This is a genomic window from Paenibacillus sp. ACRSA (assembly GCF_022346845.1).
In the GTDB taxonomy this organism is placed as follows: domain Bacteria; phylum Bacillota; class Bacilli; order Paenibacillales; family Paenibacillaceae; genus Paenibacillus.
The window spans coordinates 973242-990369 of record NZ_JAKRNP010000002.1; the positions used below are offsets into that span (position 1 = coordinate 973242).

Here is a 17128-nt window from a genome sequence, read left to right on the forward strand (position 1 = left end):
GAACCTACGTTGTATCATCGAGTAGCTTAGCCTTTATTTCGCTTCGTACCAGTTCTCCCCGTAGCTCACTTCAGCTTTGAGCGGCACAGACAGCTCTAACGCTTTTTCCATGACAGCTGGTACTAGCTCTTTCATCGTTTCCAGTTCATCTGCCGGCACTTCGAATACAAGCTCATCGTGTACCTGCAGCAGCATACGGCTGTTCAAGTTACGCTCACGCAGCGCCTCATCCATCTGCACCATAGCAAGCTTAATAATGTCTGCCGCTGTTCCTTGAATCGGTGTATTCATCGCTGTACGTTCGGCGAAGGAACGTATATTGAAGTTGCTTGCGTTAATTTCAGGGAGGTAGCGACGACGCTCCAATAACGTTTTGACATATCCATCCTTACGCGCTTCCCTAACAATATCATCCATATAACGACGTACACCTTGGAATACTTCGAAGTATTGATCAATAAACTGCGCAGCTTCTTTACGCGTAATGTTCAAGTTTTGAGATAACCCGTAGTCGCTTATGCCATACACGATTCCAAAATTGACCGCCTTAGCTGATCGACGCATATCACTATCCACTTCTTCAGCCTTCACGCCAAATACGTCAGAGGCTGTCTTCGTATGGATATCCATATCATTTACAAAAGCTTCCTTCAATCGCTCATCATCTGAGATATGTGCAAGTACACGCAATTCGATCTGAGAATAGTCTGCAGCCAATATCGTCCAACCAGGCTCCGAAGGTACGAATACCTTCCGGATCTTACGACCTTCCTCCATCCGGATCGGAATGTTCTGTAGGTTCGGGAATTGACTGCTCAGGCGCCCCGTAGCCGCGATCGTCTGACGATAATACGTATGAACCTTGCCATCTCGCGGTGAAATCTCCTTCAGTAAACCTTCCACATAAGTGGATTGCAGCTTCGCCAACTGACGGTATTGCAAAATATGCTGGACTACCTCATGATACGGAGCAAGTTTTTCCAACACTTCCGCATCGGTGGAATAACCTGTTTTGGTTTTCTTCACCACTGGCAGACCTAGTCTATCAAACAAAATCTCACCCAACTGTTTCGGTGAATTAAGGTTAAATTCCGTACCCGAGAGGCGATAAATTTCTGACATCAATCGACCAATCTGTTCTTCGAATTCATGACCCAGAGCCTGCAAATCAGCCGTATTTGCCTTGATTCCCTGTTTCTCCATATCAGCCAAAATACGTGATAACGGCATCTCCAGCTCATGGAACAGTGAATTCATCTCATCACTCTCAAGCGACTTCTCCTGCAGTGGGATAATGGCTGCTACTGCCGCCGCTTTACGACATAGGAAATCACCCAACACTTCAACCTCAGGCACTTTATACTTGGCACCTTTGCCCATCACCGTATCATCCTCTACCAAAGACGGTAGCCCGTACTTCGCAGTTAAGCCACTAATCGTCTGGTTAGACTCTGTAGGGTCGAGCAGATATGCAGCCAACTGCACGTCAAAAGCCGCTCCCGCAAATTCAATGCCGTGGGCATGAAGCGCAAGATCTAAGCGGTGTAGATCATATCCTCGCTTAGGCTCGTCTGAATTCGCTAGCCATGCTCTTACAGAAGAAGCTGCCTTCGATTGTAGCAGTTCGGGAGACAAGAAGGTGTACTCTTCGCTTGAACCCAACGCGATCCCAACCAATACTGCCTGATGCGGATTATCACCGTGCGTTTCCACATGTATAACATCAATGGTCTCGAGCGATGCAAATAGGTCTTCAATTGTTTCCTCTGTAGCAATCGTAGAATTAACCTCAGCCGCTGGCACAGCTTCTACTGCGTCTACTTTGCCACTGAAGTTCAGACGTTCAAGCAATGACTTGAATTCTAGCTTCGCCAGTGCTGGTCCTGCTGTTTCTTCCTGCAAGCCGGCAAACTGCATATCTTCCCACGTCTGCTCCAATGGAACCTCGCGATGGATCGTAGCTAGCTGCTTACTCATCCGAGCATCTTCTGCGTGAGCTTCGATCTTTTCTTTCATTTTACCCTTCAGTTCGGCTGTGCCATTCAGTACATCCTCTACGGTACCGAACTGATGCAACAGCTTTAATGCTGTTTTCTCTCCCACCCCAGGAATGCCGGGAATGTTATCAGAGGTATCGCCCATTAGACCTTTCAGGTCAATAATCTGCAATGGAGTCAAGCCATAACGTTCCTTAATCTGGGCAGGGTCGTACAATTCTATATCCGTTACACCTTTACGTGTTAGGCCGATATGAACATGCTCAGAGGCAAGCTGCAGCATGTCCTTGTCACCCGATACAACAAGTACCTGTCTTCCCGCTTCATCAGCACGTTTGGTCAACGTTCCAATGATGTCATCCGCTTCGAATCCTTCAAGCTCAAACTGTGCAATGCCGAATCCTCGCAGCAATTCTTTGAGCAATGGGAACTGTTCCGACAATTCAGGTGGTGTTTTCTCGCGGCCACCTTTGTACTCCTGATATCCTTCGTGACGGAAAGTCACCTTGCCCGCATCAAATGCCACCATCACATGTGTCGGCTTATGCTCTTCCAGCAGCCTTAACAGCATTGTGGTGAACCCATATACCGCGTTGGTATGTAATCCTTTTGAATTGGTCAACGGCGGCATTGCAAAAAACGCCCTATATATAATGCTATTTCCATCTATGAGAATAAACTTGTCCATTCCAGCACCTCACGTATTATATGGTCACACTTCAGATTCTATATCTACTCTCATGATACCATACACACCTGCAACAACAAAAAAGGAACTTCCCCTGAACAACCTATATGAATAGGTGTCCTGAGAAAGTTCCTTCATTCCGTGCATGTAAGTCCCCAATTCCAATCGTATGCTTATAAATTACAATTACTGGTTCAGATCCGGACGTTTACCCGTCACCAGATATACCGTGCTCTCGCCAATGTTAGTTGCGTGGTCACCGATACGCTCAATGTAGCGACCTACCATCATCAACAGCATCGCTTGTGAAGCCCGGTTCGGTTGATCTGTCATGAAGGTATATAGATCACTGATCATGTGGCTGTACAGTTGGTCAACCTGATCATCAGTCTGAGCCATTTTGTAAGCCAGATCTGTGTTTTCCTTCAGGAAGGATTCAATCGATTCATCGATCATTACCTTCACGATTTCAGCCATTCTCGGAATATCAACAAGAGGTTTAATTAACTCTTGACCTTCCATACGAAGTGTCACTTTGGCTACATCCAATGCAAGATCACCCATGCGCTCAAGATCACTGGAGATTTTGAAAGCAACGATAATACGGCGTAGATCCTTGGCAACCGGCTGTTGTGTAATAATGAGCTTGGAACCAAGTTCCATAATTTTGTCTTCCAGCGCATTCAGATTCGCATCATTCTTGATGATGACCTGGGCTTTATCCACGTCTAGTGTCTGTAGACTCTCGATTGCACCATCCAATGCTGTTCCTACGTGCTCGCCCATCTCACGAAGCAATGTACGCAATTCCTCAAGCTCTTGATCAAATTCTTTTCTTTGAATCATAGGTTCCATCCCCCTCGTCCATCATCTCCGGATATGCCGGGAACATTCAATCAGCTTACTTAACCGAACCTTCCGGATATATAATCCTCGGTTCGGGAATCCTGCGGTGTGGAGAATAATGTCTCGGTATCCGCAGCTTCCACCACTTCACCATTCAGGAAAAATACCGTACGACCGGATACCCGCGCGGCCTGATGCATGTTATGAGTTACCATAACAATCGTATATTTATTATGCAATTCCTTAACAAGCTCCTCTATTTTAAGCGTAGAGATTGGATCGAGGGCTGAGGTTGCTTCGTCCATAAGTAATACGTCAGGCTGAACAGCAAGTGCACGTGCAATACACAGACGTTGCTGTTGACCACCAGATAGGCTTAGTGCTGACTTTTTGAGTACATCTTTCACTTCGTCCCACAGGGCAGCGTGTGTTAAACTTTGCTCCACCAATTTATCCAGCTCAGCTTTCTGCGTTACCCCATGCAGACGTGGGCCGTAAGCTACGTTATCGTAGATTGATTTTGGAAAAGGATTCGGCTGCTGGAATACCATTCCCACCCGCTTGCGCAACGTTTCAACTTCGATCTCGTTGCCGTAGATATCCGAGCCGTCCAGCATAACTTGTCCTTCCACACGAACGCCTGGAATCATGTCATTCATTCGATTCAATGTACGGAGCAATGTGGATTTACCACAACCCGATGGGCCAATAAACGCAGTAACCGTTCGCTCCGGCAAATCCATCGATATATTTTTAAGCGCATGATGCGTATCATAGTATAAATTAAGTTTATCAATGTGAATGAGGTCTTTCATGGATGCTCACTTCTCCTTCGCTGCAGGGAAATTTAGTCCCTTTACGTTGATGCCCAATCACTATGATCAGAACAAGCTTCTTGGCCATCTTTAACATCCTACCTTCCCATTGTAAAAACCGTATCACTTTCATGTTAACGGAATGTAAAAAGACATCTTCCTCGCCATGATCCTTAGGGTTTAATCACAGCAACGATGGATGCCTTTATATGCATTAATTAGGTTTAAAATTTAGTAAGATGAAGTGGTCAATCGGAGTGAGCCATCTCTTTCAACTGGGTACGGATATGTAAAGCCATATCTGCTGCTCTCTCTCCCTCCGAAGCTATCCCCTCTGCAACACGAGACATTCCTGCAACAGCGCTGTTCAACTCCCTAAAAGCTAACTCTCCAGCAGTAACGTGTGATGAACTGTCATCAATCTCCGCGGCACTTGCCCGGATCGATTCTACGGTCTGTTTCGTCAGGTCACCGATACCTTCAAGCAAAGACGACATATTCCCAGCTACCTCACGAGTCTGTTTGGCAAGTAAACGAATTTCACCGGCTACCACTTGGAACCCACGACCATATTCTCCTGCATGAGCAGCTTCGATAGAAGCATTCATAGCAAGCAAAGCACTCTGATCTGCCAAGGAACGGATAGAACTTGCCATCCCTGCACCAGTTTGAATAGAGTCCAACATTACATTAGTGTGCTGACGCTGCCCCTCCATATGCCGGTAGACCCGCTGATACGACATTTCGACTTGTGTAAGGCTACGCTCTCCATCCTCAGATAGATGCATAATTCGCTGTGCTTCTTCTCCCGCTTGTCCCGCAGCCTGAACTAAACTTGTAACCGATTCGTTAATGCGGGCAATCTCTTGCCTTGATTCGGTAATCGTTCGTATACGCTCCTCACTCGCCTGATGCTGCAACTTCCGTGATAGAAACATCATATCCCGCATGGTTAAGACGCCTAGTAGTTTGTCCTCTTCCGTAACTAGGATACAATCATAAAAATGCTGCTCTTGTCGCTTCAACGCAATATCAATAATGCTTGGTGCATCTGCTGAAACGTCCACAATAACCGGCAATGAATCCACGACATGTTGAACTGCCTTACGATAAAATAAATCTGCTGCAAAACGTCCATTAAGGAGTCGATACAACGTCTCCCTCATTAACAAACCAAGCGGCTTCATTTGTTCATCACACATTACGATACATGGATAGGCCTCATTTGCATTTAACATACTAGCCGCTTCCCCACAAGTGGTATGTACATGTACAACCGGAACTTCTCGGCAATAATCACGAATCGATAACGGATGCTTAAGAAGTGTGTTTTCAGACTTTTGAACTTCCTTCATCTGGGTTATGTTCTCTTGTACATGACTGTCCTGTTCAGACAAGTCAAGTGGTATTGCTTCAAGCAACATAGGCATAAATGCGCATTCTCCTTTACGTATGAACTCCATCCTGCGGTGCATTATGTAGGTATAAAGTATCAATCCTTCGAATTTATGCTACTCTTCATTCATGAAGGAAAATAATTCTTTATGTAAAATCAATGTAAAAAAAACTCCCCAATCATCGTTAACTCGAATGATGGGGAGTTTTTCTTTTTACAACCAATTTATAACCTACACCACGAATCGAATCAATGTGAACCGATTCTGGATCTAACTCTAACTTTTTCCGCAATGAGCTTACGTGAACATCGACTGTACGTTGACCTCCGATATAATCGAAGCCCCAGACTGCATTCATCAGATCATCGCGAGTGAGCACAACACCCGGTTTCTTCGCAAGATAGAGAAGTACTTCGAACTCCTTCGGCCGCAAACTAATGGACTGTCCACCAAGTGTTACTTCATACTTCAATGGATAGATCTCCAGTTCACCCAATACAATTCGGGAGCCTTCTTTGTCCTCAGGTTGAGGCAAGTCCTCACCGTTGGAATATCGTCTTAACACTGCGTCTACTCTGGCGAGCAATTCCGATACGCCAAATGGCTTCGTGATATAATCATCTGCTCCTGATTTCAGACCTTGTACAACCTCAGCTTCACCGGTTTTGGCTGTCAGAATGATCACCGGCGTGGTTACACCTTGAACTCTCAATTTGTTCAGAATGTCTAGACCATTCATTCCTGGCAACATCAGATCTAGCAATATCAGGTCGAAATCCTGGGATAATGCTCGATCATATCCAGATGATCCGTGATCCTCCGCTGTTACATCATAGCCTTCCTGTGTAAGGTTATACGTAAGTAATCTTGATAATGTAGGTTCGTCTTCAATTACAAGCAAACGCTGTGCCATGATACCCCTTCTCTCCTTATAGTGCGCGTTCAAACATACCAACTATGAGAACATTCTCACCTATTATAATTGTTCTATAGCCACAACACATTTCCTATCATAGCACCTATTTGTTAACTTAGTGTAAAGAAAAGCACACCTTTTTACAATTCGCTTCCCGAGGCCTATACTTCTTCATCTTGAATTAACGGAAGAATCACACGAAACGTTGTTCCAAGACCGAGTTCACTTTCTACGGAAAGTTTGCCGTGATGCAATTCAACAAGGTGTTTTACGATAGACAAACCAAGCCCCGTACCACCCGAATTACGTGATCTGCCTTTATCGACACGGTAAAAACGTTCAAAAATCCTTGGCAAATCATTCTTTGGAATGCCTATGCCGGTATCTGATACCGCAAATACGACCTGCTCCTCATCATCCTCACGCTCTACCGTCACTTGAAGTTTCACGCGTCCACCTTCAGGTGTGTAGTTGATGCCATTGGACAATAGATTGATAAAGATCTGTTTCATCTTATCCTCGTCTGCCTCAATATAGAGTTCCTCTGGCACAACCATCTGCATCCGGATCTGTTTCTTCTCGGCCACGGTGGACAGTGTTCCCAGAACCATTTCGAAGAAGGAATGAACGTGAACAGGTGAACATTGCAAAGGAGCACGCTTGGATTCAATTTTGGACAGTTCCAGGATATCTCCGATTAGTCGGTTCAGTCGATCCCCTTCATCATAAATGATTTTCAGGAATGAACGTTCTGTTTCCTTATCCTGCACACCACCACTTAACAACGTTTCAGCAAAACCTTTAACTGCTGCTACAGGAGTTTTCAGCTCATGGGATACATTGGCTACGAACTCACTTCGCATTGACTCCAGCCTACGAATTGCTGTCACATCCTGAAGAAGAAATAACATCCCGCGGTAACTACCATCGTCTTCCGTCATTGGCACGCCATCAATCCGAATCAATCGTTCCTCTGGATTAAATACGCTTACTTCCTCATGCATTCGTTCTTGTAGTGAGACACTCTCCTCAATGGAGCGTGTTAACTCATAGTGTTTTTTTAATTCTACATAAGGTCTACCTGTAACTCGTGCAGCCTGAATGCCTAGCATACGCTCTGCTTCTCGATTCACCAATGCAATCGACTGCCCTGCGTCAACCATGACAATGCCGCCTGTCATATTGGCAAGGACGCTCTGTAGCAACGCCTCATTATCACGGATCGTTTTGAGCTGGGTCTGAAGACTATCGGCCATCCCGTTAATTGCAAGCCCCAACTGACCAATCTCGTCCCGGCGTGTGACATCCACCCTGGCGTCATATTCTAATTTGGTTATTCGGTGAGCGACCTTGATGATATGCTCAATTGGTGAGGTTAAACTGCGTGCCACACGATAACTTACGAGTGCTACGATGAGAAATAACAATCCAAGTGCGGTGAATGTAATTACCCAGCCACGCTGAAGTCCTTGATCTACAGCCGCTAGGCTCATAGATAGACGTATATAACCGTCGAATTTACCTCCAGGTACTTCAACCATGTCACTCTGATCTGAATTGACAGGAAGTGCAACATAGAGCATGTCCTGTCCTAACGTCTCACTATATCGTATTGCCTGCCCATAGCCATCTCCAATGGCTCCCTTTATTTCTTCACGTTCCAGATGGTTATCCATATTGACAGGATCGCTTTCCGAGTCGCCGATGACTGTCCCGTCTCTATTGATAAAGGTCACTCGCGAATCTGTCAGCCGATCAAGTTCAAGCGCACGCGCAGAGTAATATTGTCTAGTCTCGGGAGATGTCGGATCGCTTGCATCGTGAAACGGAAATGTTGCTTTTAATAGATTAATTTCACGCACCATCGTTTGTTCCAAAGCTGTGGTATGTGTTGTCTTAAACACTCTGCCCATTGTATATCCCGCTACAATAACGGATACACCAATTAGAACCATCATGATGATGGAGAGGCGAACTCGAAATGGTCTCATCAATCTCTTCCTTTATTGTTAATTTATCAAATGCACATCTTCAGGTACGTGTACTCGATTATACTTCCGTTCGTTATCCGTTCAAATTGACCTCTGGGCTCTCAAACGGGTCGCCCTCTAAATTAACTCGATACGATCTCCGCGTGTACCAGGCAGAGAGATGACCAGGAATTCAACATCCGCTGCACTTCGATTCTGCATCTGATGAGGTTCGCCTGGAGGAATCTCTACTCCCTCATGCGTTTCAAGTTCGAATTCCTCCCCTTGGAGCTCCATATAGCCTATGCCACTTAAAATGAAAAAAAATTGTCGGCTAACCGAGTGATAATGTCTAATCTCAGCCGTTCCCGCTGGCATTCGCTCATGGATGATGCTCAATCCTTCGTTCTGTAGCAAGTGCCATCCATCACAATGATTTCCCCATATATAATGTGATGCATTTTGTTTACTAATCTTCACGGTTGGTTCCCCCTGTCGAATATCTGTTTGTCTATCTTATCACAGATTTCTTTCGACAATATGAGCATTAATATAGGTGAACACTCTATAGTTACCTTTATAATCGCCTTCACTCATAGTTATTGGTATCCTGCCATAAATCCAAGGAACAACCTACATGTAGAATTCATATCTAGATAAAATATCATGTGATTATTAGGTCTGATGTTGTTCTATGTAAATTCTCTATCGATTCTCAATCTTTTTGTAAGCCACACCTGATATTAAATAGACGTCCCGACCAGCTAGACTGGTAACGGGACGTCATATCTACATTCATCTTAGGTTGAGATTGCTTTAGCCGTTCACTACTTCGCCGCCATTCACATGCATAACCTGACCGCTTACGTAAGAGGAATCATCTGAAGCCAAATATACATAGGCAGGGGCTAATTCGTCAGGCTGTCCTGGGCGCTTCATCGGCTGAGTTGATCCAAATTCACTTACTTTCTTCTCATCAAATGTTGATGGAATAAGCGGTGTCCAGATCGGGCCAGGAGCTACGGCGTTAACTCGAATTCCCTTCTCCACAACGTTCATAGACAAGGAACGTGTAAACGACGTAATCGCACCTTTCGTCGATGAGTAATCGATCAAGGATGGATTGCCTCGGTAGGCTGTAATCGATGTCGTGTTGATAATGGTACTGCCTTGTTTAAGATGTGGCAATGCCGCCTGAGTGATATAGAACATTCCGAATATATTGGTGCGGAACGTGCGCTCCAATTGCTCCGGTGTAATATCCTCTAATTGTTGCTGTGGGTGCTGCTCAGCAGCGTTGTTCACAATAATATCAAGCTTACCTAGTTGCTCAATCGTCTGTTGCACGGATTTTTTGGCAAATTGATTATCACCGATATCACCCGCGATCAAAATGCATTTTCTTCCTTCTTGCTCAACTTGTCGTTTCGTCTCCTCGGCATCCTGATGTTCGTTCAGATAGACAATCGCGACATCTGCACCTTCTTTTGCATAAGTAACGGCTACAGCTCGTCCAATACCGCTATCTCCACCCGTGATTAATGCCACTTTATCTAACAATTTTCCGGCTGCCTTATACTCAGGTTTCTCAAACTCCGGTCTAGGATTCATCTCTGATTCGATTCCAGGTTGCTGATCCTGATGTTGGGCTGGCATTGTTTTTTGTGTTTGTGCTGACATGAAGCATTCTCCTCTCATTACTGAATTGGATATTGATTCTCGTCTCACTGTGTAGGATGGCATGAACAGGACAGATTATTCTGATCTTGAATCTTCTTCCTGACACCTCCAACAATGTTGTCTCTAAACTTACTTACCACGGCTCTTCTGAATTAAACAAGTAAATGGCATGGAATAAGAACAACTCGAATGTAATTTTATGTATTTCGATTATTTTCATCGTATACCAATCTATTCGGTCATAAAGTTCGATTTATTTTCAAAAAGCACTGTTTCAAATCGTAATATGTATTCCTATGCCGCTTTGGCTGATGTACAATGTACAGTATACAGATAAGTTTTAGATATCTTAACGATTTGGAGACCAGACCATGGGTTCGAATATTGATTCATATATAACGCTTGTAACGACTTCAGCCGTTTTGAATGTCTTTTTATGCATTTATGCCTATTACAGAAGATCTGAAATCCCCAGTTCCAAAATTTTTATATTATATACAGCAGCTCTTGCTGTATACACCTTCGGATACGCAATTCAGTTAGCCAGCAATACACTGGAGCAAATGAAATTCTGGACTGTCGTGCAATACATGGGGATGCCATTCTCCGCTTCGCTTGGCCTAATTCTCATGATGCAGTACACAGGGAAAACGTTATCACGCAAGGCTACTATAGCGATGTTTATCGTCCCTTCAATTACACTGTTCATGGTAGCCACTAATGATTACCATCATCTGTATTATAAAGAGGTTTGGCTAAGAACCGACTCTGCTGTTCCACTTATGGATATTTCCATAGGTCAGTGGTACGTTGTGCACGGAGCATTCACCTTCTCCTGTCTATTATGTGCTTGTCTTATCCTGATTGCACAATGGAGACATACGAAGAAAATGTATCGTAGGCAATTACTCACGCTAATCACTTCCCAACTCATTCCTATGGTTGCTGCCTTTGTTTATCTGCTGGGGTTGACTCCTGGTGGGATGGATCCTGTGCCCGTGTTAATGTGTATCACATCCGCTATGTATATCTGGGCAATTCTCTCATCTCGCCTGCTTAAGATCGTACCAATTGCCAAAGACAGTATTTTCGAAAGCATGCGTGAAGGGGTACTCGTTCTCGATAGTTCCAATCGACTTGTAGACTATAATCGAGCCATGCATCTCTTGTTGCCTGAGCTTGAAGTGAGTATGATCGGGAAAAAGTGGGACGATATCTGGCTTAGACTAGCGGGGGAAACCTTTCCTGTGGAGTACGGTAGAGAAGGACTTCAGACAGACTTGTATTGGCAATTAGAAGGACATACTGTATGTTATCAGGTTAGAACATCCTATGTTTTTAATAAGAATGCTCAGGTGGTTGGGATTTTGATTATGCTCATTGATATCACTGAACAACGTTTTCTCCAAGAGAAGCTTAAACAAATGGCTTATTTTGATGGACTAACCAAAATATATAATCGTACACAGTTTTTGAACAAGGGTAAGGAAATTTTAAATGAGGCCAAGCTTACTTTTCGGCCGGCAGCCTTTATCTTGTTTGATATCGATCATTTCAAACGCATCAATGATACCTACGGACATGATGTCGGTGATAAAGCAATTGTTCATGTTGTCACGGTATGTAACCGTTATCTGAGCTCCGAGATACTATTTGCTAGATATGGTGGGGAAGAATTCGTAATTGCTATGCCCGGCGCATCCCTTCAGGATGGCGAGCAGCTTGCTGAACAGCTACGACTTGCGTTGTTCAATGAGCCACTTGAGGTTGAAGGTGTTCTGATCCCGCTGACGTCAAGCTTTGGGGTCGCACAATACAGCGGGGAAGAAGATTCATTAGAATCGTTACTACGAGATGCAGACCATGCGTTGTATGAGTCGAAGCGTAATGGACGGAATGCAGTTTTTGCCTACAACGTCAGTCTCGTTTAATTCACTTAGCTAAGTTAAACTAACTAGTTTCCACATCAAATAGGCATTACTTACACAGCTCAAATCTGGCGTGCATTCTGTAATTTAGTACATCATAGATGGTAATACATCTGAATTTGTAAATTAGCATAAATAAAAAAAACAGACAGTCTGAGGGCTGTCTGTTTTGGTTGTATCTTGATTTGTATGTGCACCTAACACTATCCCAGCTCAGCTTGTCCCATCGTTATTACTGGCACAATCGATAAAGGCTTAGAATCAGGTTAAAACGCATTACGTATAATAACTCTTGTCGTTCTCAAATTACAAAAACAGACTACTATCTACCATGAGATAAACCATAATGAGTAGGAACACAGCCAGTAGCGTACTAAACATACGAATCTTGCCCTGTTCTGGACTTACATCACGGTTGCTCTTCACACCTTCTGCAGCCAGACGCAGCGGTTTACCCATAATTCCACCGATGGCAGCCATTGCAAGCAACAAGACAACCACTATACCCATCCACAGGTGAGAATACTCCCCTTTTGTCATCAGGTAACCCCCAGTGAGAAGCTGAATAATCAGTCCATACTGAGCGATACGATTCAAGGATCGAAGTGATGTGAATGCGCCCTCTTGCGCCGCTACATTCAGCTTACGGATCCTACCAACTACGAACGGCAGAATCAGATAGAAGCCTAACGACAGTGCTCCAACAATATGAAGCAGATACATAATCATTCCCAAAATTACCATCCTCCTCAATTCATTTCAGTGTGCTATACATCACATACCATTATACTGGGGAACTTATCCAAAAGAAAGAAAACCCCCAGTTTTTCGGGGGTTTTCTCCATGTTCTTGTTCAAAATCTTTTCAAACTTAAATATTCACAACAGAAATGACATTTCGAACGGACTCAGCAGATTTATCCAGCCCTGCTTTTTCCTCACCAGTCAGATCTAATTCAAATATTTTCTCGATCCCGTCGCCACCTAGAATCGTCGGAACGCCTAGGAACAGATCGTTATAGCCGTATTCACCTTCAAGATAAGCAATGACAGGAATGATACGTTTCTTGTCCTTCAAGATGGCTTCCGTCATTTGCACGAGGGAAGCTGCTGGGGCATAATACGCACTACCGTTACCAAGCAGGTTCACGATCTCACCACCGCCAACGCGTGTACGCTGTACGATCGCTTCAATCCGATCTGCTGGAATTAACGTATCTATCGGAATGCCGCCAACGCTCGAATATCGAACAAGAGGTACCATATCATCTCCGTGACCACCAAGAACGAATCCACGCACATCTTCAACAGATACGTTCAATTCTTGAGCGATGAATGTACAATAACGGGCAGTGTCGAGTACGCCCGACTGACCAATTACGCGATTTTTGGGAAAACCAAGAGTTTTATACGCTGCATAAGTCATTGCATCTACCGGGTTGCTCAGAATAATGACGATTGAATCAGGGCAATATTTTTTCACATTTTCACAGACGGACTTCACGATTCCCGCATTCGTATTGACCAGATCATCACGGCTCATTCCCGGTTTACGGGCAATTCCAGCCGTAATAATAACAATCTCCGAACCTGCAGCATCTTCATAGTTGGAAGTTCCGACGATATGACTGTCGAAGCCTTGAACGGGACTTGCCTCCAGCATATCGAGTGCTTTACCTTTTGTCGGGTTCTCCAGTTGAGGAATGTCTACTAGAACGACATCCCCGAGTTCCTTTTGGGCAAGCATCAGTGCAGTCGTAGCACCGGTAAAACCGGCACCGACTACTGTGATTTTTTTGCGCTGAATAGTCACGATTCACATCTCCCCTTACAGGTTTTTAATGATTTGATCAGCGAATTCAGAACATTTCACTTCAGTTGCACCGTCCATCAGACGAGCGAAGTCATACGTTACTGTTTTATTGTTAATGGATGTTTCCATACCTTTGTAGATCAGGTTAGCCGCTTCTTGCCAGCCCAGGTGCTCAAGCAACATTACGCCGGACAGGATTACGGAACCAGGGTTCACGACATCTTTGTCAGCATATTTAGGAGCAGTACCGTGTGTAGCTTCGAAGATAGCATGTCCTGTTACATAGTTAATGTTAGCTCCTGGAGCGATACCGATTCCGCCCACTTGCGCTGCAAGTGCATCGGACAGATAGTCACCGTTCAGGTTCAATGTTGCAATAACATCGAATTCGCCTGGACGAGTCAATACTTGTTGCAGAGCGATATCAGCAATCGCATCTTTTACGATGATTTTGCCAGCATCTTCAGCTGCTTTTTGTGCTGCATTGGCAGCATCTGTACCATCTTTATCTTTGATGATATCGTATTGAGCCCAAGTGAATACTTTGTCACCGAACTCATCTTCAGCCACTTCGTATCCCCAGTTTTTGAAGGCACCTTCAGTAAATTTCATGATATTACCTTTGTGTACCAACGTAACGCTCTTACGGTTGTGATCGATTGCATATTGTACTGCTGCACGAACCAAACGTTTGGAACCTTCGGAAGAAACTGGCTTGATACCAATACCGGAAGTTTCAGGGAAGCGGATTTTGTTAGCGCCCATTTCCTGTTGCAGGAATTGGATAACTTTTTTCACTTCATCGGAACCTTCTGCATACTCGATACCCGCATAAATATCTTCTGTATTTTCACGGAAAATAACCATATCAACCAATTCAGGACGTTTAACCGGGGAAGGTACGCCGTCAAAATAACGTACTGGACGCAGGCATGTGTACAAATCAAGCTCTTGACGAAGTGCTACGTTCAGGGAACGAATACCACCACCGATTGGTGTAGTCAGAGGTCCTTTGATTGCTACGATGTACTCACGAATCGCTTCGAGCGTATCGTTTGGCAACCACTCCCCGTATGTATTAAATGCTTTTTCACCAGCAAATACTTCGTACCAAGCGATTTTTTTGCTGCCATCATATGCTTTTTCAACTGCTGCATCCAATACACGTTTGGAAGCTTTCCAGATATCGCGACCTGTACCGTCACCTTCGATGAACGGAATGATCGGGTTGTTAGGAACCTGCAGTGCACCATTATCGATCTGGATTTTTTCTCCTTCAGTTGGATGAGCGAATTTTTCTAATTTCATAGTTACAATTCCTCCTTGATCGTTGTATGAGTTTGGGTATGATTCATACCGCTTGTCTAATCGAGGGAAGGGTCTTTCGTCTTCAACTGACTCTCGTCAATCGAATCCACCCTTCGCCCCATCCTTCATTATTATACTGGTTTTGACGTAATTAGCGAAGCTCGACTGAAATGTACTTCTGTTCTGTTGGTCCAGTGTACTCAGCACGAGGACGAATAATGCGGTTATCTGCGAGCTGCTCCAGAATGTGAGCAGTCCAACCGGATACCCGGCTAATTGCGAAGATTGGTGTGAACAACTCGTGCTCGATGCCTAGCTGTGTATAGACAGACGCAGAGTAGAAGTCTACGTTTGGCTTCAGACCTTTTTGACCTGTAACCAATTCTTCAATCTTCACAGACATATCATAGAGACGTGTATCATTATTCATGTCGCCCAGTTCTTTGGACATCTTCTGCAGATGTTTCGCACGTGGGTCGCCATTTTTGTACACACGGTGTCCAAAGCCCATGATTTTCTCACGGTTATTCAGTTTCTCCTGAATTGCTGCTTCAAGACGGTCCGGTGTGCCAATCTCATTCAACATCTTCATTACAGCTTCGTTAGCACCGCCATGTAGCGGCCCCTTCAACGCCCCGATAGCGGAAGTGACGCCGGAATAAATATCGGACAACGTTGCAACAGTTACACGCGCTGCAAAAGTAGAAGCATTCAACTCGTGATCCGCATGTAATACGAGCGCTTGATCCAAGGCTTTTACTGCTGTATCCGACGGTTCTTCACCAGTCAACATATATAAAAAGTTTTCGGCAATGGAAGCGCCTTCTTTTGGTGCTACAGGTTCTTTACCCTCACGAATACGAGCGATAGCTGCAACAATCGTTGGCAATTGAGCCTGCAATTTAACCGCTTTGTTCTCGTTCGCTTCAGCCGTCATTTCGTCAGCCTGCTCGTCATATAGTCCTAGGGCAGAAATGGCAGAACGCAGAGCTGCCATCGTGCTCATGTTTTTGGGATACAATTTGATTTGTGCAACCAGATCACTTGGGATCGGCGCGTAATCGCTCAAGCTTTTACGAAGGGATTTCAATTCATCTGCGTTCGGCAATTTACCAAACCACAGCAAATAAGCAACTTCTTCAAAGCTTGCATGCTCTGCCAAATCATCAATATTGTATCCACGGTATGTAAGAACACCGTCTACAATAGAGCTGATCGAGGAGGTTGTTGCAACGATGCCTTCCAGACCTTTGGTAGCTGTCATATTACTCTCTCCTTTATTAAACGAAATCAAAAAACACTAGCATACTGAAGCTTTCCATAAGCATTCCTGGTGTTGTAAACATTTACATTTCATAAAATAGTAAAGAAGTAAAAATTCGGGTTTATTATCTGTCAATCGATAATTACTTATATAATCATACTGGATTTTGTCGTTTATGTGAACATGACGGAAGCTGTTTTGCACATCAAACATATTTATCGACCTGATAAAGCATTTTTGAAAGCCTTTACACAAACAAGGTTGACATTTTATTCTACACGAATCAATTTCATAAATCACTGGAAATGGAGTTTTGTGACTAGATATAGACAAATTGAAACATTTTGATCTATTATCTACCCTTGATTGAAGCGACTAAAGGTATTATGAAATTGATTCACATATATAGTTGTAACGTAGTCCTATATTCAACTTCTTCTTTTTATTGCTATTATCCCCTGCCCTCTGGCATACTCTAGGCTAAAGAATACAAATCTCATGCATTTT

At 44.1% G+C, this 17128-nt stretch carries 13 protein-coding genes; 1 reads left to right on the forward strand and 12 read right to left on the reverse strand.

Annotated elements, in window-relative coordinates:
- Positions 1-33 precede the first annotated feature (33 nt).
- From polA to MH215_RS09380, 8 genes are all read right to left on the reverse strand, one after another.
- Entirely contained in the window at positions 34-2685 is a 2652-nt protein-coding gene (polA, locus tag MH215_RS09345; protein WP_239289810.1) for a DNA polymerase I, read from the reverse strand.
- Between the two features lie 186 nt (positions 2686-2871).
- The gene (gene phoU / locus MH215_RS09350; RefSeq protein ID WP_056695441.1) at positions 2872-3531 is read right to left on the reverse strand and encodes a phosphate signaling complex protein PhoU; all 660 of its coding nucleotides are present in this window, start codon (positions 3529-3531) and stop codon (positions 2872-2874) included.
- 59 nt (positions 3532-3590) lie between these two features.
- Positions 3591-4346 (reverse strand): phosphate ABC transporter ATP-binding protein PstB, encoded by a 756-nt coding sequence (gene pstB, locus MH215_RS09355; RefSeq protein WP_239289812.1) that lies wholly within the window; start codon positions 4344-4346, stop codon positions 3591-3593.
- Positions 4347-4594: 248 nt separating this feature from the next.
- Positions 4595-5776 carry a methyl-accepting chemotaxis protein gene (locus tag MH215_RS09360; protein WP_239289813.1) on the reverse strand — a complete coding sequence of 394 codons (1182 nt, stop codon included), beginning with the start codon at positions 5774-5776 and terminating at the stop codon, positions 4595-4597.
- A 151-nt stretch (positions 5777-5927) separates the two neighbouring features.
- The gene (locus MH215_RS09365) at positions 5928-6656 is read right to left on the reverse strand and encodes a response regulator transcription factor (protein WP_056695447.1); all 729 of its coding nucleotides are present in this window, start codon (positions 6654-6656) and stop codon (positions 5928-5930) included.
- A 164-nt stretch (positions 6657-6820) separates the two neighbouring features.
- Entirely contained in the window at positions 6821-8650 is a 1830-nt protein-coding gene (gene pnpS / locus MH215_RS09370; RefSeq protein ID WP_239289814.1) for a two-component system histidine kinase PnpS, read from the reverse strand.
- A 117-nt stretch (positions 8651-8767) separates the two neighbouring features.
- The gene (locus tag MH215_RS09375) at positions 8768-9109 is read right to left on the reverse strand and encodes a cupin domain-containing protein (protein ID WP_239289815.1); all 342 of its coding nucleotides are present in this window, start codon (positions 9107-9109) and stop codon (positions 8768-8770) included.
- Between the two features lie 336 nt (positions 9110-9445).
- Positions 9446-10309: an SDR family oxidoreductase gene (locus MH215_RS09380; RefSeq protein WP_239289816.1), complete on the reverse strand. Its 864-nt coding sequence runs from the start codon at positions 10307-10309 to the stop codon at positions 9446-9448.
- A gap of 371 nt (positions 10310-10680) precedes the next feature.
- Here MH215_RS09380 and MH215_RS09385 point away from each other — a divergent pair, with 371 nt between their 5' ends.
- Positions 10681-12240 (forward strand): histidine kinase N-terminal 7TM domain-containing diguanylate cyclase, encoded by a 1560-nt coding sequence (locus tag MH215_RS09385; protein WP_239289817.1) that lies wholly within the window; start codon positions 10681-10683, stop codon positions 12238-12240.
- A gap of 303 nt (positions 12241-12543) precedes the next feature.
- On the opposite strand, the gene MH215_RS09390 is transcribed toward MH215_RS09385, so the two are convergent.
- From MH215_RS09390 to citZ, 4 genes are all read right to left on the reverse strand, one after another.
- Entirely contained in the window at positions 12544-12972 is a 429-nt protein-coding gene (locus MH215_RS09390) for a hypothetical protein (protein ID WP_156395425.1), read from the reverse strand.
- 135 nt (positions 12973-13107) lie between these two features.
- Complete coding sequence (gene mdh / locus MH215_RS09395) at positions 13108-14049, reverse strand: malate dehydrogenase (protein ID WP_239289818.1); 942 nt, start codon at positions 14047-14049, stop codon at positions 13108-13110.
- Positions 14050-14064: 15 nt separating this feature from the next.
- On the reverse strand, positions 14065-15357 hold the full coding sequence (gene icd, locus MH215_RS09400) for an NADP-dependent isocitrate dehydrogenase (RefSeq protein WP_056695462.1): 1293 nt from the start codon (positions 15355-15357) through the stop codon (positions 14065-14067).
- A gap of 151 nt (positions 15358-15508) precedes the next feature.
- The gene (citZ, locus tag MH215_RS09405; protein WP_145047805.1) at positions 15509-16621 is read right to left on the reverse strand and encodes a citrate synthase; all 1113 of its coding nucleotides are present in this window, start codon (positions 16619-16621) and stop codon (positions 15509-15511) included.
- Between the last annotated feature and the right edge of the window lie 507 nt (positions 16622-17128).

What these genes read in the sequence shown, in the direction of transcription:
- polA (WP_239289810.1), bottom strand. Translation starts at nt 2,685, where the DNA reads ATGGACAAGTTTATTCTCATAGATGGAAATAGCATTATATATAGGGCG.
- phoU (WP_056695441.1), bottom strand. Translation starts at nt 3,531, where the DNA reads ATGATTCAAAGAAAAGAATTTGATCAAGAGCTTGAGGAATTGCGTACA.
- pstB (WP_239289812.1), bottom strand. Translation starts at nt 4,346, where the DNA reads ATGAAAGACCTCATTCACATTGATAAACTTAATTTATACTATGATACG.
- MH215_RS09360 (WP_239289813.1), bottom strand. Translation starts at nt 5,776, where the DNA reads ATGCCTATGTTGCTTGAAGCAATACCACTTGACTTGTCTGAACAGGAC.
- MH215_RS09365 (WP_056695447.1), bottom strand. Translation starts at nt 6,656, where the DNA reads ATGGCACAGCGTTTGCTTGTAATTGAAGACGAACCTACATTATCAAGA.
- pnpS (WP_239289814.1), bottom strand. Translation starts at nt 8,650, where the DNA reads ATGAGACCATTTCGAGTTCGCCTCTCCATCATCATGATGGTTCTAATT.
- MH215_RS09380 (WP_239289816.1), bottom strand. Translation starts at nt 10,309, where the DNA reads ATGTCAGCACAAACACAAAAAACAATGCCAGCCCAACATCAGGATCAG.
- MH215_RS09385 (WP_239289817.1), top strand. Translation starts at nt 10,681, where the DNA reads ATGGGTTCGAATATTGATTCATATATAACGCTTGTAACGACTTCAGCC.
- icd (WP_056695462.1), bottom strand. Translation starts at nt 15,357, where the DNA reads ATGAAATTAGAAAAATTCGCTCATCCAACTGAAGGAGAAAAAATCCAG.
- citZ (WP_145047805.1), bottom strand. Translation starts at nt 16,621, where the DNA reads ATGACAGCTACCAAAGGTCTGGAAGGCATCGTTGCAACAACCTCCTCG.